Source organism: Cloacibacterium caeni (assembly GCF_907163105.1).
GTDB lineage: Bacteria > Bacteroidota > Bacteroidia > Flavobacteriales > Weeksellaceae > Cloacibacterium > Cloacibacterium caeni_A.
In genome coordinates this window covers 1,331,958-1,352,001 of the sequence record NZ_OU015321.1, presented here as the reverse complement: position 1 = coordinate 1,352,001, position 20,044 = coordinate 1,331,958, and the positions used below count along the sequence as shown (strand labels likewise).

General features: G+C 33.1%; 21 protein-coding genes. 14 read left to right on the top strand and 7 right to left on the bottom strand.

Going from position 1 to position 20,044, the window contains the following annotated elements; all coding sequences use genetic code 11:
- Positions 1 to 63 precede the first annotated feature (63 nt).
- The 10 genes from KKQ76_RS06170 to KKQ76_RS06125 all read left to right on the top strand — a co-directional run bounded on the left by KKQ76_RS06170 (position 64) and on the right by KKQ76_RS06125 (position 8,117).
- The gene (locus tag KKQ76_RS06170; protein WP_213196282.1) at positions 64 to 327 is read left to right on the top strand and encodes an AtpZ/AtpI family protein; all 264 of its coding nucleotides are present in this window, start codon (positions 64 to 66) and stop codon (positions 325 to 327) included.
- A gap of 5 nt (positions 328 to 332) precedes the next feature.
- Positions 333 to 704, top strand: coding sequence for a hypothetical protein (locus KKQ76_RS06165; protein WP_213189386.1), 372 nt, complete (start codon positions 333 to 335; stop codon positions 702 to 704).
- 64 nt (positions 705 to 768) lie between these two features.
- Entirely contained in the window at positions 769 to 1,929 is a 1,161-nt protein-coding gene (atpB, locus tag KKQ76_RS06160) for a F0F1 ATP synthase subunit A (protein ID WP_213196281.1), read from the top strand.
- A 116-nt stretch (positions 1,930 to 2,045) separates the two neighbouring features.
- Positions 2,046 to 2,240: an ATP synthase F0 subunit C gene (gene atpE / locus KKQ76_RS06155; RefSeq protein WP_012782425.1), complete on the top strand. Its 195-nt coding sequence runs from the start codon at positions 2,046 to 2,048 to the stop codon at positions 2,238 to 2,240.
- Between the two features lie 85 nt (positions 2,241 to 2,325).
- Complete coding sequence (locus tag KKQ76_RS06150) at positions 2,326 to 2,823, top strand: F0F1 ATP synthase subunit B (protein WP_069796933.1); 498 nt, start codon at positions 2,326 to 2,328, stop codon at positions 2,821 to 2,823.
- Between the two features lies 1 nt (position 2,824).
- On the top strand, positions 2,825 to 3,364 hold the full coding sequence (gene atpH / locus KKQ76_RS06145) for an ATP synthase F1 subunit delta (protein WP_213196280.1): 540 nt from the start codon (positions 2,825 to 2,827) through the stop codon (positions 3,362 to 3,364).
- A gap of 16 nt (positions 3,365 to 3,380) precedes the next feature.
- The gene (atpA, locus tag KKQ76_RS06140; RefSeq protein ID WP_213196279.1) at positions 3,381 to 4,958 is read left to right on the top strand and encodes a F0F1 ATP synthase subunit alpha; all 1,578 of its coding nucleotides are present in this window, start codon (positions 3,381 to 3,383) and stop codon (positions 4,956 to 4,958) included.
- An 85-nt stretch (positions 4,959 to 5,043) separates the two neighbouring features.
- Positions 5,044 to 5,901: an ATP synthase F1 subunit gamma gene (atpG, locus tag KKQ76_RS06135; RefSeq protein WP_069796926.1), complete on the top strand. Its 858-nt coding sequence runs from the start codon at positions 5,044 to 5,046 to the stop codon at positions 5,899 to 5,901.
- Positions 5,902 to 6,440: 539 nt separating this feature from the next.
- Positions 6,441 to 7,784: a hemolysin family protein gene (locus KKQ76_RS06130; RefSeq protein WP_213196278.1), complete on the top strand. Its 1,344-nt coding sequence runs from the start codon at positions 6,441 to 6,443 to the stop codon at positions 7,782 to 7,784.
- A 45-nt stretch (positions 7,785 to 7,829) separates the two neighbouring features.
- Positions 7,830 to 8,117: an ATP-dependent Clp protease adaptor ClpS gene (locus tag KKQ76_RS06125; RefSeq protein WP_069796922.1), complete on the top strand. Its 288-nt coding sequence runs from the start codon at positions 7,830 to 7,832 to the stop codon at positions 8,115 to 8,117.
- Positions 8,118 to 8,417: 300 nt separating this feature from the next.
- On the opposite strand, the gene KKQ76_RS06120 is transcribed toward KKQ76_RS06125, so the two are convergent.
- Together KKQ76_RS06120 and tamL are read right to left on the bottom strand one after the other, a co-directional pair.
- On the bottom strand, positions 8,418 to 10,619 hold the full coding sequence (locus KKQ76_RS06120; protein ID WP_213196277.1) for a M20/M25/M40 family metallo-hydrolase: 2,202 nt from the start codon (positions 10,617 to 10,619) through the stop codon (positions 8,418 to 8,420).
- A 10-nt stretch (positions 10,620 to 10,629) separates the two neighbouring features.
- Positions 10,630 to 13,188, bottom strand: coding sequence for a translocation and assembly module lipoprotein TamL (gene tamL / locus KKQ76_RS06115; RefSeq protein WP_213196276.1), 2,559 nt, complete (start codon positions 13,186 to 13,188; stop codon positions 10,630 to 10,632).
- On the opposite strand from tamL, the gene KKQ76_RS06110 reads away from it, so the two are divergent.
- Positions 13,174 to 13,902, top strand: coding sequence for a TrmH family RNA methyltransferase (locus KKQ76_RS06110; protein WP_213197479.1), 729 nt, complete (start codon positions 13,174 to 13,176; stop codon positions 13,900 to 13,902). The two genes, tamL and KKQ76_RS06110, sit on opposite strands and share 15 nt — an antisense overlap.
- A 119-nt stretch (positions 13,903 to 14,021) precedes the next feature.
- Positions 14,022 to 14,951, top strand: a complete 930-nt coding sequence (locus KKQ76_RS06105) for a diacylglycerol/lipid kinase family protein (RefSeq protein ID WP_213196275.1) — start codon at positions 14,022 to 14,024, stop codon at positions 14,949 to 14,951.
- 3 nt (positions 14,952 to 14,954) lie between these two features.
- On the opposite strand, the gene KKQ76_RS06100 is transcribed toward KKQ76_RS06105, so the two are convergent.
- The 5 genes from KKQ76_RS06100 to cmk form a co-directional block, all read right to left on the bottom strand.
- Positions 14,955 to 15,812 carry a mechanosensitive ion channel family protein gene (locus tag KKQ76_RS06100; protein ID WP_213196274.1) on the bottom strand — a complete coding sequence of 286 codons (858 nt, stop codon included), beginning with the start codon at positions 15,810 to 15,812 and terminating at the stop codon, positions 14,955 to 14,957.
- Between the two features lies 1 nt (position 15,813).
- Positions 15,814 to 16,317, bottom strand: coding sequence for a phosphoribosyl-ATP pyrophosphatase (locus KKQ76_RS06095; protein ID WP_213196273.1), 504 nt, complete (start codon positions 16,315 to 16,317; stop codon positions 15,814 to 15,816).
- A gap of 10 nt (positions 16,318 to 16,327) precedes the next feature.
- Positions 16,328 to 16,639 (bottom strand): phage holin family protein, encoded by a 312-nt coding sequence (locus KKQ76_RS06090; RefSeq protein ID WP_213196272.1) that lies wholly within the window; start codon positions 16,637 to 16,639, stop codon positions 16,328 to 16,330.
- Between the two features lie 82 nt (positions 16,640 to 16,721).
- Entirely contained in the window at positions 16,722 to 17,066 is a 345-nt protein-coding gene (locus tag KKQ76_RS06085) for a YtxH domain-containing protein (RefSeq protein ID WP_213196271.1), read from the bottom strand.
- Positions 17,067 to 17,189: 123 nt separating this feature from the next.
- The gene (cmk, locus tag KKQ76_RS06080) at positions 17,190 to 17,864 is read right to left on the bottom strand and encodes a (d)CMP kinase (protein ID WP_213196270.1); all 675 of its coding nucleotides are present in this window, start codon (positions 17,862 to 17,864) and stop codon (positions 17,190 to 17,192) included.
- A gap of 245 nt (positions 17,865 to 18,109) precedes the next feature.
- Between cmk and KKQ76_RS06075 the strand changes: the two genes are divergently transcribed.
- A complete protein-coding gene (locus KKQ76_RS06075; protein WP_213196269.1) occupies positions 18,110 to 19,420 on the top strand; it encodes an AAA family ATPase in 1,311 nt (436 codons plus the stop codon).
- The gene (locus tag KKQ76_RS06070) at positions 19,420 to 20,010 is read left to right on the top strand and encodes a hypothetical protein (protein WP_213196268.1); all 591 of its coding nucleotides are present in this window, start codon (positions 19,420 to 19,422) and stop codon (positions 20,008 to 20,010) included. The genes KKQ76_RS06075 and KKQ76_RS06070 overlap by 1 nt, the downstream gene beginning before the upstream one ends.
- Positions 20,011 to 20,044 lie beyond the last annotated feature (34 nt).

The window sequence follows — 20,044 nt, the reverse complement described above, 5'->3', positions numbered from 1 at the left end:
ACATTTGTCATATTTTTTGTCATTCCGCTCAGATTTATATAGTTTTACACCAAATTAAAAACAATGGCTCTACAAGACCAAAATACTCCGAAAACTCCTGAAGAACAAAAGGAAGAGTACAAAAAAAATCCCATGCGCTTGTACGGAATTTATTCTTCCATTGTGTTTCAGATGTTGGCCATCATTGCTTTAGGATTTTGGGGCGGGAAGAAAATTAATGATTATCTAGAATTGCCCAATGATTTATTAACCGTAGCCATCGGTTTAGCAGGATTAGGATTAGCCTTGTACAGTACCTTAAAACAATTAGAAAATATAAACAAATAACACGCATGAAACAGTCTACCTCTTGGTTATACATTGTTCTTTTTATTCTGGTCTTTTTTTTACATTTTGCGATATGGCAACTTTATGTAAATGACTTTCAAGTAATATTTATTCGCTATTATCTTTTCTTAACCATTTTATTTATGATGGTAATCACCATTATGTCTATTGTCAAAAAGATTTATCCCGAGTATATCGGTTTTACTTTTATGGGGCTCATGCTCTTTAAGTTGAGTATTATGTTCTTGGTAATGAATAAATTACACTTATCCGAAGTGCCATATCACAAGTATCATTTTATACCGCCTTACTTGGTTTCTCTACTGTTAGAAACATTGTTCGCAATCGGTTTATTGAAAGAACAAAAAAATAACTAATTCATACTTTGTTAATTTGTTTTTTTATCATATTTTTGCAAAACTTTTAAAATAACATAAATCAATGCTGAAAAGAGGAGTTTTATTAATCGGTTTTTTATCTACATTTTCACTTTCTTTAGCGCAACATCACGAAGCTGCAGCAGAAACTAAACCTGCTACAGAAACCAAAGTGGTAAGTGCCGAAGAAGCAGAAAAAGAACAAATAAAGAAAGAAAATAAGGAGTTTATAGACCATCACTTGTTAGATGCTCACAGCTTTGATATTATGGTGGAAAAGAAAGCTGACGGTACAGAAGAACACTGGGGTTTTCCACTTCCTGTTATTTTCTATGATGAAGCAAACGGTCTTCACGCATTCATGAGTTCAGAATTTCACCACGGTAAAGAATTGAAAGATGCCCATGGCAAAAAATATAATGTAGTAGAAAGCAAAGGTGCAAACTACGCTCTTTACCACGAAAAAATTGTGAAAACAGATGCTTCTGGTGCCATTACTTTAGATGACCACGGTCACGCTACCAATGCAAAAGTTTTAGACTTATCTATCACGAAAAGTGTTTTAATGATTTTATGCGCATCGTTATTGATGATTGTAATTTTCGGTTCTATGGCTAGAAATTATAAGAAATCACCAATTCCTACAGGTGCAGGTAAATTATTCGAACCACTGGTAATCTTCATCAGAGATGAGATTGCTATTCCAAACATCGGAGCGAAATATCACAAATATATTTCTTATTTATTGACTATTTTCTTCTTCATTTTATTCCTGAACGTATTTGGTTTATTACCTTTCGGGATTAATGTAACAGGGAATTTAGCCATTACAGCTGCTTTAGCAATTTTTACCTTCATCATTACGCAGTTTACGGCAAACAGAAACTATTGGCAACACATCTTCTGGATGCCAGGTTTACCGTTCTTAATGAAATTGGTAATGATTCCTATCGAATTAATCGGGATGATCATTAAGCCGTTTGCATTGTTAATACGTCTCTTTGCAAACATGTCAGCAGGTCACATCGTAATTATGTCATTAATTGCAATGATTTATTACTTCCAAAATGTAATTGCAGGCGTTGCATTCCCATTCTTAACATTTGTATTGTATTTATTAGAGATATTAGTAGCATTCTTACAAGCGTATATCTTCACCATGCTTTCTGCGGTTTACTTCGGTATGGCAAATGAAGAACACCACCACGAAGAAGCTCATCACTAATAAGAAACAAGTGAAAAGAGCCAAGAGCCAAGTAAAAAGTTATCATTTTGAACTCGAAACTCGGATTTCAAAACTCAAAACATAAAAGTAGAAACTAATTTTTAAAATTATATATTATGGAAATTCCAAAACTAGTAGGTGCAGGTTTAGTAGTAATCGGAGCAGGTTTAGGTATCGGTAAAATCGGTGCTGCTGCTTTAGAAGGTATGGCTCGTCAGCCAGAACAAGCTGGTAAATTACAAACTGCAATGCTTATTGCTGCTGCACTAGTTGAAGGTCTTGCATTTGCTGCATTATTTGCTGTAAACTAAGACTCAAAAAAATAGCACTCACCCGTAACGGTTGGTTACGGGAAGTGTTTTTAAAAATTAAATAAAAAAAATATATAAAAATCTTATGGGATTATTAGAGAATTTTTCGTCAGGTTTGTTCATCATTCAGTCAGTTATTTTCTTGATACTTCTTTTCGTGTTAGGGAAATTTGCATGGAAACCTATTCTTACTGCTTTAAATGAGAGAGAAGTTTCTATTCAAGACGCTATTAACCAAGCTAAATTGGCTAAAGAAGAAGTTGCAAATCTTAAAGCAGACAATGAGAGAATCATCCGCGAAGCTAAAGCTGAACGTGATGCCATCTTAAAAGAAGCAAGAGAGTTAAAAGACAAAATCGTAGGAGAAGCAAAAGACCTTGCAAAATCTGAAGGAGACAAAATGATTGAACAAGCAAAACAATCAATCAATGCTGAGAAAAATGCAGCAATGGCTGATATCAAAAATCAAATTGGTTCTCTTTCTGTAGAAATTGCAGAAACTATTCTAAAACAAAAATTAGATAATGCTGATGCTCACAATGCATTAGTTGAAAAAATCATTAATAAATCTAACTTAAATTAATATGCTAACCTCTAAAGTAGCGAAAAGATATGCACAAGGTTTACTAGACTTTACTCAAGAGTCTGGGAACACGGCTTCTATTTTTTCGGAAATGAAAGATGTAGTAAAGATTTTTAATGAATCTAAAGAATTAAAAAACTTCTTTGCTTCGCCAATCATAGACGCTAAAAAGAAAACCAAAGCAGCCTTAGAAATCTTTGCTCAGTTTTCACAATTAAGTAAGAATCTCATTACTTTGGTGATTAAACAAGGTAGAGAAAGTCATCTACAAGATATAGCACAAGAGTTTATCAATAAAGTAGAAGACTTACAAGGCGTACAGAGAGTTACCTTAACCGTAGCTTCTGAACTGTCTCAGAAAAATGTAGAAGACATTGTAAAATCTTCATCTTTAGTAGACCATACTAAAAACTACGACCTAAATGTGGTAGTAAACCCTGAAATTATTGGCGGGTATATCTTAAGAGTAGGAGACCAACAGGTAGATACCTCTGTGAGAACAAAGCTTAGCCAAGTGAAAAAAGAATTTCAATTAAATTAAGTTAAAAAACCATAAAATGGCAGAAATAAATCCGGCTGAAGTTTCAGCAATTTTAAAACAACAGTTAGCCAACTTTGATACACAAACAAATGTAGAAGAAGTGGGTACAGTATTACAAATTGGAGACGGTATCGCTCTAGTTTACGGTTTAGAAAATGTACAATACGGAGAATTGGTAAAATTCGAATCAGGAATTGAAGGTATTGTATTAAATCTTGCAGAAGACAATGTAGGTGTTGCACTTCTTGGAGAATCTAAAAGAGTAAAAGAAGGAGATACGGTAAGAAGAACCGAAAGAATCTCTTCTATTAAAGTAGGAGAAGGTCTTTTAGGAAGAGTAGTAGATACTCTAGGTAATCCTATCGATGGTAAAGGTCCTGTAACTGGAGATCTTTATGAAATGCCACTAGAAAGAAAAGCTCCAGGAGTAATTTTCCGTCAACCGGTAAATGAACCACTTCAGACAGGTATCGTAGCAATTGACTCTATGATTCCAATCGGAAGAGGACAAAGAGAGTTGATCATCGGAGATAGACAAACTGGTAAAACTACCGTTGCTATCGACACTATTTTGAACCAAAAAGAATTTTATGATGCTGGTGAACCTGTATTCTGTATCTACGTTGCTGTAGGTCAAAAAGGTTCTACTGTAGCACAAATCGTAAAAACTTTAGAAGATAAAGGAGCTTTAGCTTACACCGTTGTGGTTGCAGCAAACGCTTCAGACCCTTCTCCAATGCAGGTGTATGCACCAATGGCTGGAGCTGCAATCGGAGAATATTTCAGAGACACTGGTAGACCAGCATTAATTGTTTATGATGACTTATCGAAACAAGCAGTAGCTTACCGTGAGCTTTCTCTATTATTAAGAAGACCACCAGGTCGTGAAGCATATCCTGGAGACGTTTTCTACCTTCACTCAAGATTATTAGAAAGAGCTGCTAAAGTAATTAAAGATGATACCATCGCTTCTCAAATGAACGATTTACCAGAATCATTAAGACCAATGGTAAAAGGAGGTGGTTCGTTAACGGCTCTTCCAATCATCGAAACTCAAGCAGGTGACGTATCAGCATATATTCCTACCAACGTAATTTCGATTACAGACGGACAGATCTTCTTAGAGTCAGATTTATTCAACTCTGGGGTGAGACCAGCGATTAACGTAGGTATTTCTGTATCGAGAGTAGGAGGTAACGCTCAGATTAAGTCTATGAAAAAAGTTTCGGGTACCTTGAAACTTGACCAAGCGCAGTACAAAGAATTAGAAGCTTTTGCTAAATTTGGTTCTGACTTAGATGCTGCTACTATGGCGGTAATCGCAAAAGGAGAAAGAAACGTAGAAATTCTTAAACAACCAGTAAACTCTCCACTACCTGTAGAATCACAAGTAGCGATGATTTACGCAGGAACTGAAAACTTATTGAGAAACGTTCCTGTAAGAAAAGTAAGAGAATTCCAAGTAGAATACGTAGACTTCTTAAAAAATAAACACCCAGAAGTAATGGCTGCTCTTAAATCAGGTAAGATTGATGACAGTTTAACAGGTGTTCTTAAGCAAGTAGCTACAGATTTAGCTTCTAAATATAACTAAAATTAGTTGATGGTTTTTGGTTGATAGTTGACGGAATTTTCTAAGACTAGCAACCAACAACCGACAACCAACAACTAAACTAAATATGGCAAATTTAAAAGAAATTAGAGGAAGAATAACTTCTATTTCATCTACAATGCAGATTACAAGTGCGATGAAAATGGTTTCCGCTGCGAAACTGAAAAAAGCACAAGATGCGATTGTAATGTTAAGACCTTATTCTGAAAAACTTCAAGAGATCATTCAGAATGTAAGCGCAAGCTCTGATTCTGATAACGTTTCTGCTTTTGCACAAAAGAGAGAGGTGAAAAAAGTACTATACATCGCTATTACTTCTAATAGAGGTTTGGCTGGTGCTTTTAACTCATCTATTATCAAAGAATTAAACCACAGAATTTCTAATTCTGCTGTAGAAGTAGAAGTGTTAACCATCGGGAAAAAAGTTTTTGATGCTGTAAAGAAAAACAGAACGGTATATGACAATCAAAGTGCCATCTTTGATCATGTGAGTTTTGAAAAAGTATCAAAAGTGACTTCTGCTGTGATGAAGGATTTCAGCCAAGGAAAATTTGATGAAGTACATCTAATTTATAATAAATTTTTAAATGCTGCTAATCAAGAAGTAAAAACTGAACAGCTATTACCAATATCAATGCCGGAAACTGATGGTAATGCAAACAGTGATTATATTTTTGAACCCAACAGAAACGAGATTTTGGATAGCCTAATTCCTAAATCTATTAAAACGCAAGTGTACAAAGCAGTGCTAGATTCTATCGCATCTGAACATGGAGCGAGAATGACTGCAATGCACAAAGCGACTGACAATGCACAAGCACTTAAAAATGATTTGGTAATTTTCTATAACAAAGCGCGTCAAGCTGCAATTACTAATGAAATTTTAGAAATCGTTTCTGGTGCAGAAGCACTTAAAAATAGTTAAGAAATATTTCTTTTATACGATAAATGAAAGGGCGTCAACTCAGGTTGATGCCCTTTTTGATGATGGTAAAATGATAAGTTTATTTTATGAGTTCACTATAGAAATTTAATTTTGTTTATAATGATTAAATTTACTTAGTTTTTCTTATCTAATGGAAATTAGTTAAAAAGAATAAAACTAAAAATTAAAATACGTAATTAAGCGTATTGTATATCATGGGGTTTGGGTGTACTTTTGAACTGTAGATTTAAAGAAAAGGTTACACAAAAGTGTAATTGAAACATAAAATAAATCGTTTTAAATTTGCACCGTAATAACCCAAAACACAAATGATGATAAATTTTCTACTGCAGTAAAATTAAGGTTATTATGTAAACTGCAGTAGAAATTTTTTTTTTACAACAGGAAGTAGTAATTTTCTTCATATTTCGATTTTTAGACCAAAAAAAGGGTGCGTTTACGCACTCTTTTTTATTAAACTTTTATATTAAAAATAATCATATATTTGCATAGATTAATCAATTCACAATTTTTTATAAATGGATTACGATAGTGTCGTCAAACTACTTATTGCATTATTACTTGTATTATTAAACGGTTTTTTCGTAGCGGCGGAATTCTCCATCGTTAAGGTTCGTTATTCTCAGATTCAAATTAAGGCTGCTGAAGGAAACAAAATGGCGAAACAAGCCGAACACATCATCAAACATTTAGATGCTTATTTATCTGCTACACAATTAGGGATTACCTTAGCTTCATTAGCATTAGGTTGGGTAGGAGAAAGCGCTCTGGAACATGTTTTCCATGGCATATTCTCTTATTTCAATATCAATATTGCACCTACCATGATTACGACTATTTCTGTGGTAGTCAGTTTTTTAATCATTACCGTAATGCATATTGTTTTTGGGGAGTTAGTACCTAAATCTATTGCCATTAGAAAATCAGAAGCCACTACGTTATTCATTTCTGCACCATTAAGATTATTCTACAATATTTTCAAACCATTTATTTGGTTAATGAATTTATTTTCAAATGCTTTTTTAAAATTAATAGGAATTCATCCCGCTTCCGAACATGATATTCACTCTACAGAAGAACTTCAGTTATTGGTAAAACAATCAGCTGATAGTGGAGAAATAGAAGAAGAAAACTACGAAATCATTAAAAATGCTTTTGATTTTACAGACCACACTGCAAAACAAGTGATGGTGCCTCGTCAAAATATTATTTCTATTGATATAGAAGATGATAAAGAAGAAATTCTAAAACAAATCATCGATTGTGGATATTCTAGAATCCCAGTGTTTAAAAACTCGATTGATAACATTATCGGACTTTTCTACACCAAGGAAATTATGAGAGAATACATCAAAAACAAAGACCTTGATTTAAAAGAGTTTTTGAGAGAAGCATTCTTCGTGGTTGGTAGTAAAAAGATTTCAGACTTGTTAAATGTTTTCCAACAAAAGAAACAGCATTTAGCCATTGTTATCGATGAATTCGGAGGTACAGAAGGTATTCTTACGTTAGAAGATATTTTAGAAGAATTGGTAGGTGAAATTCAAGATGAAGAAGATGATGAAGATAAAATTGTAGACCAAGTAGGCGAAAACGTTTTCTGGGTAAAAGCAACTCAACCTTTAGAAGAAATTAACGAGTGTTTGCCGAAGGAACTTTCGGAAGTGGGAGAATACAATACTTTAGCTGGATTTATTCTGCATCAATTAGAAGATATTCCAGAAGAAAATCAGGAGTTCGATATCGATGATTATCATTTCAAAATTTTGAAAATGAATAATAAGTCGGTGGAATTGGTAGAACTGGTGTATGAACCAAAAGATATTGTAGATGACTTAACCGAAGAAATTAGCGAAATCTAATTAATTTCAACTTTTACCTTTACCTCAAAGTTAACTTCAATCAAAATGAAATTTTACGATAATCCTCAAAGAGAATATCAAGAAGAAGTAGCGCTTCTAGAACAGGAAGACGAAGTCTATAAATTAGTGCTGCATAATGATGATGTAAACACTTTTGATTTCGTGATAGAGTGTTTAATCGAAATTTGTAAACATACGCTAGAACAAGCTGAACAATGTACTATTTTGGTACATTACAAAGGCAAATGCACCGTGAAAACTGGCAGTATGGAACTTCTAAAACCCATGCATGAAAAATTAATTTCCAGAGGTCTTACTTCTGAGATAGTATAAATAGAAAAAAACTCGTTCCAAAATTTCGGAGCGAGTTTTTTGTTATCAAATTTTCTTTAACCTAAAAAACGAAATTTAATAGTTGTTCTATTTGTACAATATTAATATTCTAAAATTTACAAGCTTATCAATTGCGTCGGGCTTTAGCCCGATGAAAAAGTCAAAAAAATAAATGGCTTTAGCCAAAACCTAGATAAAATTTGGCTAAAGCCAATCTTGTATTGGATTAAAAAAAACGGGCTAAAGCCCGTTCCAATTGATATTTTAAAGTGATGGATTTAATGGTATTTTGAATTAAGATTAGAATTTCACCTTAAAAATTTTTGTTTCCCCATTTCTAATCACGGTAACTTCTTTTTCGTCTCCAGCATTAAGTTTTGATAGACAATCCATATAAGAATAAACTTCGGTGATTTTGCAATCTCCAATTTGGGTAAGAATGTCTCCAGACTGAATTCCTGCAAGTGCAGCAGGTCTGTTATCAGTAACTCCGTCAATGTGCAAACCATCTTTAGAATCGGCATAACTTGGCATAATTCCTAGTGTTACTTTGTATTTTGGGACAGATTTGGTAGAAGTGGTTTTGGTCTTCGTAAACGGAATTTCAGATTTCTGAGAAAGTTCATTCGCAATGCCAAATACATAATTGGTAATTGTTTTTACGCCATCGAAATTTATTTTATCACTGTCATCACTTGGTTTGTGATAATCTGCATGCGTTCCAGTAAACAAGAATAAAACAGGAATATCTTTCAGATAAAAGCTGGTGTGGTCAGAAGGACCAACTCCAGATTCATCAAGAGTAATATTATAACCTGCAGGTTTCACTTTTTTCACCAAATCTGGGAAAACAGGAGAAGAACCTACACCTCCTACCGTAAGGTTTTTATCTTTGTCTAATCTTCCTACCATATCCATATTAATCATGGTGATTACATTAGGATATTGAGATTTTACATTTTCTGCGAATTTTTTAGAGCCAATCAGTCCGTCTTCTTCAGCAGAGAAAAGCACAAAAACGTAATTTACTTTTTCCTGAGTCTTATTTTTAGCAAAAACTCTCGCCAATTCCATCACTGCCGAAACGCCAGAAGCATTATCATCTGCACCATTGTGAATTTGTCCGTCAGAATTCATCAGCGTTGATTGATGATGTTGGTTCAATCCTAAATGGTCATAATGTGCGCCAATGACAATCGTTTTAAAGGCTTTATTGTCTAAATATCCTATCACGTTAGTTCCTTTACTTGGCGTAGAAGAATTTTCATCGTGTGGATTCAGTTTTATGGAATATTCAAATGGCTGTAAATGGGTTTTAAGGCCTAATTTTTTAAAATATTTCTGAATATAATTGGCCGCTTTTTTCTCACCTTCACTTCCTGCCAATCTTCCTTGCAATTCGTCACTGGCAAGATAAGTAAGATGATTTTTAAGTTGAGTTTCGTTTACATTTTCTGCTTCGTCTGTGTCTACCCAATCTGCGATGAAAACATTGGTTTCTCTCGGCTTCGACTGATTTCTATTGCTACTGAAAACCAATTTTTTCCCGTCTTTAGAGAACATCGGGAACGCATTGAATTCACTTTCGTAGGTGATTTGTTTCAGGTTTTTTCCTTCTAAATCTATGGTGTACAACTGGAAATCATAACCTCTGGTAGAATGATGATTACTTGAGAAAATAATTTTCTTGTCATTTGGAGTGAAATAAGGCGCCCAATTCGCTTTTCCAAGGTGCGTAATTTGTTTTAAATCTGTTCCATCAGCATTGATGGTGTAGATTTCCATATTGGTAGGAGCAACGAGATTTTGTGCCAAATAATCTTTGTATTCTTTAATTTCGGCATCGGTTTTTGGTCGAGAAGCACGGAATACAATTTTTTTAGAATCATGAGAGAAAAACGCACCACCATCATAACCTAAACCGAAGGTAAGTTGTTTCAGATTTTTCCCGTCAATATCCATTGTCCAGAGTTCTAAATCTCCTGTTCTGGTAGATGTGAAAACAATTTTTTTACCATCTGGAGAAACCACAGCTTCTGCATCATAACCAGGAACATCGGTTAATTTTTTGACAATTTTCCCGCTCAAATCTGCCATATAAATGTCAAATTCTGGATAAATAGCCCAAAGATATTTTCCGTCTTTAGAAACAGGCGGAGCTGGACAAGCGTTGCTCGCTTCATGCGTAGATGCGTAGAGAATATGTTGGTTATCTGGCATAAAGAAAGAGCAGGTTGTTCTTCCTTTTCCTGTAGAAATTAATTGTAGATTGTCAGATTTTTTAGAATAATCCTTCGATAAATCATAGGCGAAAATCTGGTCACATTCTGCACCCAAATTTTTATTGGTGACTTGCATCGTCAGGAATTTTCTATTGGGAGAGAAATACGCTTCGGCATTATCTCCACCATCAGTCAGTTGCTGAATATTTCTAAGATTTCTTTCTTGTGAAAATAAGAAAACACTGTTAAGCAGTGCAAGAACGATTAAATTTTTCTTCATATTTGTTTTTTTAGAAAGGATAACCAATCGAGAAGTTGAAGGTTGGTTTAAATGGTTTTATTTTGTCAAAAACCCATCTTTCGCCTTTTGGCTGATTTGGGTCGTGTAATTTGTAGGCTAAATCTATTCTTACGGTAATGTAGGCTACATGCATTCTCAATCCGAAACCAGAACCCAATCCCATTTGAGAAATAAATTTATTGAACTTAAATTCATCGCCAATTCCTGAATCTTTGGTGCTCCAAATGTTTCCAGCATCTGCGAAAACGGCACCTTCAAACATTTCATTAAATGGATATCGGTATTCTATGTTGGTGGTCAATTTTACGTTATCCATCATATAAGCTCTCACTTTTTGGTCGATTTGTGTATCGGCAGGACCTAATCCACCAAAAGCAATCCAAGCTCTGATGTCATTACTTCCCCCATTGAAATACGAACGGATAAATGGCATGTTGCTAGAATTTCCATAAGGAATTCCTACACCAATAAATTGTCTTACAATAAACTGTGATTTGTTTTTGAAAGTAAAATATTTTCTCGCATCAATATCGAATTTCACAAACTGAGAAATCGGAATGCCGAATATCGTTTTGCTGTTGGTCAAAACCCCAGAATCCGTATTGTTTTTACTGAAAATACTCAATAAATTCCCAGCCAATTCTACTTTAGCATCCAAAAAGAATGGGTTTTGATAGCCTTTTTTCCCGATTTCATTGTAGATATAATTGTAAGCCAAAGAATTGATGAGAACGTCTTGGGTCAATCGGTCTTTTTTGATGGTTGACTGTCTGAAATTGAGCAATAAATCTAAACCAGTTGGCGAAAGACTATTCGCAAAACCTGTATCATTAAGCAATAATCTAGATTTGGCTTCTGTGTCTAAGTTAATAGCACCCGGATTATAGATATCATAAAGATTAAAAATTCCGTCTTTAATATCTCCTTCCGTTTTGAATAAATCATAATATTTATTCTTATTTCGGGTAAATGAAAACTGCGTATTAAAAACGGATAATCGGTGAGAAATCACTTCATTCACGGTGATGAAATAATTCAAACCAGCGTTCACGTTGATTCTGTCCATCCCAATATTATTCTGTACCGAAGCACCTAAATTCACTGTAGAAACAGGTGAATATTTATTGGGTACAAATTTTTCGGTATTAAATGGCAAAAGCAATCTTGGGAAATTCAACCCAAATTGTAGGGAATATTCAGAAGCGTTAAACAACGCGTTTGGATTTTTTTCATCGTAAACCGTACCAAAGGTTCCAGAAACACTTCCGGTAAAGTTTTCGGCGCCACCAAAAACATTTCTAGCCGTCAATTCGGCAGAAGGAGAAAACCCGAAGTTCAAAATTTGAGAATAATGTAAATCAATCGCCGTTTTAAAATTATATTTCGGTAACGGAATGAGTTTGTATTTTACATTGATAATCGTATCATTCGGATTGCTGTATTGATCTGGTGATGCTTCATAGCTCGCAATACTGAAATTATTAAGGGCAATGAAGTTTCTTTTGGTAAGATCAAGATTTTTTTGGTTGTAAATTTCACCTTTTTTCAACGTAATAGGTCTCCAAAGTGCTTTTAGTTTATATTGTTTATCTATTCTTTTAATTTTAGCATCTTTATGAACCGTATCTAGCTCTGGCTTATCTGTGATTTTTTCTAAATATTGAATTTCTACGTTGCCAATGGTGTATTGTTTGTAAGGTGTTTTCAGCGTGTCTTTCAAAATATCCATGGTGAGTGGAACTTGCTTTCTGCTTTGCAAAGTGTCTGCCGTAAAATAAATTTCGCCACCATCTCTATTGAAGCTGTAAAAGCCTTTTTCTTGCATGAGTTCGGTAATTCTTTTGACCTCGCCTTCTAATTTTTCTTGGTCTAAAACATCTCCTGATTTTACTTTAGATTCTGTAATTTTTTCTTCGTAAATATTTCGGATGTTTTCGTAGGGAATATTGTAGTAATATCCGTTGATATAAGTAGGATCTTTATACGTGATTTTGTAATTGGCTTGTGCTTTTTTTGCCGCCGAATCGAGTTTGTGGGAAAAATCGACATGAGCGTCCCAAAATCCTTTATACACCAAGAATTTTTTAATGGAATTGGCACTGGTTTCGGTTTTTCCTTGCTCTAAAATAATAGGAGGTTTCCCTAAAGAATGCCAAACTCTGTTCCAAAACAAACTATTGCCCTTCAATTCTGGATGATTGTATTTCACATAAAGAGAATCTCTCAGTTTTTGATTTCTCATTTGTCTCGGAAACGTTTGATACTCGTTTAGAATGCTGTCATATTTCGCATTCGCCATGTTATAAATCCATAAACGAGTAGGGAACAAATAGAGATCTTTTTTATTGGGTTTTTGACTGACAAAATTCGGGATTTCTTCATCGAAATCTTTTCGGTCTACATATTCAAAATTATTTTTGGTCAATAAATACTCACCATTCGGAACTTTCTTGGTACTGTTACAAGCGTAAAGAAACCAAACGAGGATTGCAAAAGATAAAAATATGTGGTATTTTTGAAAATATTTAAAAAAATGCTTACTGCTCATAAAATAAAAGTTTTTCAGTCTCTGGACAAAAAGAAGTTCAGACAAAAATACAATTTGTTTTTGGTTGAAGGTAACAAAATAATCCAAGAGTTGAAACATTCCTCTTACAAAATTCAAGAAATTTTTTCTATTCAACCCGAAGATTTATCCTTCCCCGAAACAGATATTCATCCGATTACAGAACGTGAACTGAAGAAAATTAGTTTTCTGCAAACACCAAAAGATTCTGTAGCAGTAGTAGAATTGCCTTCTACTGAAATGCTAGAGCAACAGAAAATACAGATTATTTTAGACGGAATTCAAGACCCGGGAAATCTGGGAACCATCATCAGATTGGCAGATTGGTTCGGAATAGAGCAGGTAATTTGCAGTCAAGACACCGTAGATGTGTACAATCCAAAAGTGATTCAGTCTACCAAAGGTTCTTTTGCTAGAATCAATGTGGTGTATACTGATTTAACCGAATATTTGGCTAAAACAGACGCTGTAAACATCGGAACAGACATGGTGGGCGAAAATATTTATCACTTTGATTTTCCTGAGAAATTCAATCTTATATTAGGCAATGAAGGAAACGGAATGCGACCAGAAGTTGAAAAATTGGTTTCCCAAAACATTACCATTCCTCGATTCGGACAAAAGCAATCTACAGAAAGCCTTAATGTTTCGATGGCGACAGGAATCATTCTAGGACAGATTTTTTCTAAAATTTAGGGATTAGGATTTAGGAATTAGAGGTTAGGATTTAGGAATTAGTTTTGAGAAAAATGTTTATCTTTAAAAGCTAATTTTTATATCAATTTTTACCTCAACCTTTACCTTTACCTCTCTCAATGCCAAAAATCGCCTTTTTCATCAATCCTACGATTAGACATTTCAAGAAAATTGAAATCGATATTCAGCATCATTTTCTCAATCAAGACTATCAGTTTTTTATTTCAGAATATTCTGGGCATTTTTTAACCTTGCCAAAAAGAGCGGTGGAAGAAGGTTTTACCCATTTTATTGCAGTAGGTGGAGATGGAACGCTGAATGAGATAGTGAATGGATTAATAGAAGCGTTTCGTACAGAACATGGCTATGATTGGGAGAGGATTTCTCAAATAAAAATTGGGATTTTACCATCTGGAAGCGGCAATGATTTTATCAAAAATCTAGGTTATACAACCATAGACGAATTGCAATCGCTTATTGCAAAAGATTCTTCTGCGCTTGTAGATGTGGGGTTTGCAGAATTTCTGAATCGAGAAAAACAAAAAGCTGAGCGTTTTTTCATCAATGTTTCAGATGTAGGAATTGGGGGAGAAGTAGTCATCAGTAAAGAAAGATTGCCTTTGGTTTTTCCAGGCGATGTGAATTATTTCATTGCCATTCTTTCTACTTTTTTAATGTACAAAAAGAAAACCATCAAGGTTACTGCCAAAGATTTTACGTGGCAAGGAAAAGTGCTGAATTATGTAGTTGCCAATGCCAAATATTTCGGGAATGCTATAGGAATTGCGCCTCATGCAGAGATTTCTGATGGCGATTTTGCCATTACCAATGTGGGAGACATCAGTTTGTTAGATTACTTTAGAAATATTGGGACCGCTAAAAAATGCAAAAAAATCAATCATCCACAAGTTTCTTATACTTCGGCACAGGAAGTTTTCATCGAAAATGCAGATGGTTTGGCTTTAACCATTGATATGGACGGAGAATTCATCGGTTATGCACCGGTGAAATTCACTTGTCTCCAAGAAAAACTACGTTTTTTGAAGTAAAAATTATTCTTTTACCGTTTTTCGTTCATCATCAGGATTGGGAGAGTTTTCCTCGATTTGAATGTCTTGTTTTTTGATGTAATGAATAACTTTGAACAATATTTCAGATTTTAAACTGTTTCCGGGAGCGTTTACATCAGTCGTTTTGAACCAATAAGCGCCACGCAATTTTATTTTTTCGCCATCTATTTCCTGTACATAAACACTTGCATGAGGATTTTTCTCTACTTCTTCAAACGAATTGATGATGTGTAAAATATCCTTCATCACTTTTTCTAAATCTTCGGAATAATCTACATTAATGAAGAATTCACTTCTCAAAAGTTGGTTGTGCGTGAAATTTTCAAGTGGATTTTTAAGTATAATGGAATTGGGAATGAAAACATCTTTTCCGTCAAGAGTTTTAATATTGGTTTCTCTGAGCGACATTTTTTTTACTCTGCCTCTCATTCCTTGTACTTCGATTAAATCGCCGATTCTAAAAGGTCTTCTAAATGCCATAAGAATTCCTGCCAAGAAATTTTCGCCAATATCTTTTAAAGCAAAACCTACAATAAAAGTGGTGAGCGCAGTTCCTGCTAGAATTTTATCGGTAATGTTTCCGTAGCCTAAAATCCCCAAACAAACGATAACCAAAAAAATGGTGAGGATAAAAGAAACGATATTCACCAAGAAATCTGTAACGATAGAATCTTTTGATTTTTCGTCTATGAATTTAGTAACAACTTTTGAAAATAGTTTAATGGCGAAAATTCCCGCAATAAAAACCAAAATTGCCATCAAAATTGCCGGCAATTGACTTAGGAAATTTTCCCATGAATGTTGTATGGTAGTTCTAAAATCTACAAATTCCTTTTCCATATTATAAAATTTCTTCTAGGCTTTTTAAAACTTCACGTTCTTCGTATTCTTCTAATTTTTCTCTTAAAAATTTTAAAATAAAGGGAGCCAAATAAATAAGTGCAATGCCAATTATTTTTTTCTTCCAACTGCTATGATAAAGGCTTTTCTTCGCAAAATTGGTCACTACAGCTGCCAATCCTATTTTGATGGCATTTTCAGCGATGCTTCCTACTACGTTTTGAGTATTGATGCCTATTTTTTCTTCGCCGTATTGATTAATTTTGGTTTTGATATAATTTTCGGAAGCGCCACCAGTTGCAAAACTTAGAATTTCTGCGGGTTTCAGTTTTAATCGGTGTTCTCCGTTTTCGTCAGTCTTATCAACTAAAAATTGGTCTGTGAATCCATGAGTGATGGCACTTAAACTTTCTTTAGGATTTTTAAATGCTGCGATGTCTTCTAACTCGGCAATTTCTTTTCTTAAAGTTTCCTTGCGTTTTCTTAAGTCTTCTAAGTTTTTCATGTCTTGGATTTTAATCGTTAAAAAGCGTTTCTATTGCCTTATTGGTGATGAATTTTTTAATGTAATTTCTCATTAAAAAGACCAATAAAATGAGCAATAAATAGAATCCTGCAAGAATGAGGAAGCCATAAGCAAAGTTGTGGAGCCAATTTCCTAAGAATAAACCTAAACTCACGTTTAACAAAAAGATAAAGAAAATGGCAAGAACAGAGATAATCATTACAGGTACTGAAACTCCAATGATTTTAAGAGATTTCTCGGTAGCATCTAGCTTTACGAGTTCTATTTTTTTTTCTGCGTAATCTTTGATGAGGTCTATCATGGCAAATTTCTTTGTTTAAAGGTACAAAAAAAGGAACTTTTATGATAAGTTCCTTTATAAAATTTTATAAAAACTTTATAGATTATTTTAAAGCATCTAGCTCTGTTTCTACTTCTTTTACTACTTCCGAAGCTTTATTGGCTGCGGTATGTTTGTATTTTTCGTAGCTATCTTTTACGCTAGAAACTACTTTATCTAAATTTTCTTTTGCCTTGTCTGATAGATTTCCGTATTCCGACTTTACTTTTTCAGATACTTTATCATATTCATCTAATGCTTGATCTTTTAAATCATTTGCTTTAGCTTTTAGTTTTTTTCTGGTTTCTTTACCTTCTTCTGGAGCGTAAAGCATTCCTAGAACTACACCTACTGCAGCACCTGCTAAAAGACCTGCAATAATTCCTGCTGTATTTTTACCTTTTTCCATTTTGTAATAATTTAGTGTTAATAATTTATTTTCGTTTACCTCTTCATTCTCACAACTTCTATACCAAATATAAGGAAAATTTTCACAAATTTATGTTAAAATTGTATGAATAGATTCTATTTTTTATTTCGAAATATGTGATAGAATCAATGCTATGGTTTCTTCTTTGTTCAGTAAAGTATTGTCTATCAAGATGGCATCATCTGCTTTTTTTAGTGGAGCTACCGCTCTTTCGCTATCAATTTTATCTCTGGTTTTTAGGTTTTCGTAAACTTCTTCTCTAGAAATGTCTACGCCAGAATGTTGCAGTTCCAGATGTCTTCTTTTGGCTCTTTCTTCTGGACTGGCGGTGATGAAAAATTTATAATCTGCATGAGGCAAAATAACAGTTCCTATGTCTCTTCCGTCCATAATGACACCACCTTTTTGGGCTAAATTTCGTTGAAAATCAAGTAAAAAAGCTCTTACTTCTGCCTGTTTTGCAATGAGGCTTACATGGTCAGAAACTCTAGGTTCACGAATTTCTTTATCGATGTTTTTACCATTGAGGAAAAGCTCTAAAACGCCATTGTTTAAAATAAATTCCAAATGAATTTGGTCAAATTTTTCAAAGAGTGACTTTATGTCTATTTCTTGGCTGTCATTAAGGCAGTTTTCTAAAGCGAAATACGTAATTCCACGGTAGAGTGCACCTGTATCAATGTGGATGAGGTCAAGTTTTTGGGCAATCACTTTAGAAATTGAACTTTTTCCGGTAGATGAAAATCCGTCAATAGCAATAACTGGTTTTTTGTTCATGCTACAAATTTCGTTAAAGTTTTTTGAATTTGAAAATAACCAAAAGAAAAACCTTTTTGTGGTTGCTGAGTTTATGGAAGATTAAAAGAGGTGAGATTTATGTTTTAGAAAATTATTTTTTGAAAAATGAGAGGTGGAATGGTTGTGGTTGTATTCTATTAAGTTGTTTTTTGTTTCGTTTTGTTTCATTTTTTAAATATATTTTACTATTTTTGCATTTTAAATGAAATAAAACATTTCGTATTATGGAAATAGTTAGGGTGAAATTTGGAGGTTTTTCCAATGTTGAAAATGTAGAGTTGGACTTTAACAAAATCAATACTCTTGTTGCTTTAAATAATTATGGAAAATCAAATATTATTAAAGGTATCCAATTTGGAATTGACTTTATAAAAAATCAATCAAAAACTAAAGCTAAAATGATGGCTTTTAAACCTTTTATACCCTATAATAAGAATATTGACGATAGACCTTTTAAATTTGAAATTGAAATAAGTGAATCTTCAAAATTTTCAATTATTTATTCATATTCATTTGATTGGATAAAGAACGATAAAGAAAAAGGCAAAAGGATATTAGAAGAGTCTTTGAAGGTTAAAGATTTAAATATTGATTTAAAATATTCTACTTTTATAAAAAGGGGTTTAAATAAAGCAACTTATTTACCATCAAAGACAGGGAGATGCGATAGAGAAATAAAAATTGATAAAGATGAATTGGTTATTAATAAATTAGAAAGTTTTGATGACTTATTTTATTACCCACTTATAAAAGTTATCAACGAGTTAACTATAGCATCAGTTGATACGTTACAAAACCCTGATGATTTATTTAAAAAAATTAGGATTCAAAATAATGAAAATTTAATTGTAAAAAATGATTATTCATTATCTATGAATGAAGCTGCAAATTCAGCATATTTTATTTATGGACTTTCAAAGAAAAAACCACAGTATTTTGAGCTTTTTAAAGATGCGGTAATGACTTTACTCCCTTCTTTAGAAGATTTTGAACCAGTTGAAATTGATTTAAAAGAAAAGTTCTCTTTTAATAACGATGATGAAAAATTAAAGTTACCATTAGATTTTCCAGAGAAAATTTATGATATAAGAGTAAAAGAGAAAAATAATAATCAGCAGACAAGTATTACAAGCTTATCTTCGGGTTCGCAAAAAATATTTTATGTAGTATCTGTAGCAATAGCAGCAGAAATCAATAAAGTTCCTTTAATAACATATGAAGAATTAGAAAATTCTATTCATCCAGGTTTATTACAAAAACTCCTTATTATTTTGGATAATTTATTAGAACATTCAAAAATTCTTTTAAGTAGCCATTCACCTTACTTAATTCAATATTTAGATTTTTCTAATATTAAAATAGGAACTCCGAATGAAAAAGGTTTAGCGATATTTAAACAATTAAGAAAGACAAAGTTCAATAAATTACTTTTATTAGCAGAAGATGAAAATATTTCTGTAGGAGATTTGATTTTTGAAAAAATGATTGAATGTCAATCATCTGAAAATGATTTTTTTAACGAAATGTGTAGCTAATGAAAGACCGATCTAAGTTAGTTGTTCTGTTTGTTGAAGGTGATACTGAAGCTGAATTCTATAAATTATTGATTAATTATTATAGAGAAAAATCAAATAATCCTTTTCCTGAGGTGAAAATAATAAACCTTAAAGGTATAGGAAGATTTGAGGCTAGAGTTATTTCAAAATTAAAAAATGAGATTTTAAAAGATAAAGAATATAAAGGTTTAGAAATAAGCGTTTTTTGTTGTTACGATACAGATGTATTTGAATTAGCAAAAAAGCCACCAACAAATTGGACTAAAGTAAGAAAGGGAGTTAAGGGGTTAGGGATAAAATCTTTTTATGAAATAAAATCTGAAAAAATGATTGAAGATTGGTTTATAAAGGATCTAGATGGAATTTGTGAATTTTTGAAAGTTAAGAAACCTAAAAAAGTTTCCCAAGAAGGATTGAAAGTTTTGAAAGAGTTATTTAAGATGAGTAATAAAATTTATCAAAAGGGATCTTATACTCATAAATTCCTTGAAAAATTGGATTTATCAAAAATTATTAGCACCCTAAATGGTGTTTTTAATGACTTGGAAAAACGTTTAAATGCAGAGTGATGTTTTATACAATTGCAGATAACGTTTTGCGGTA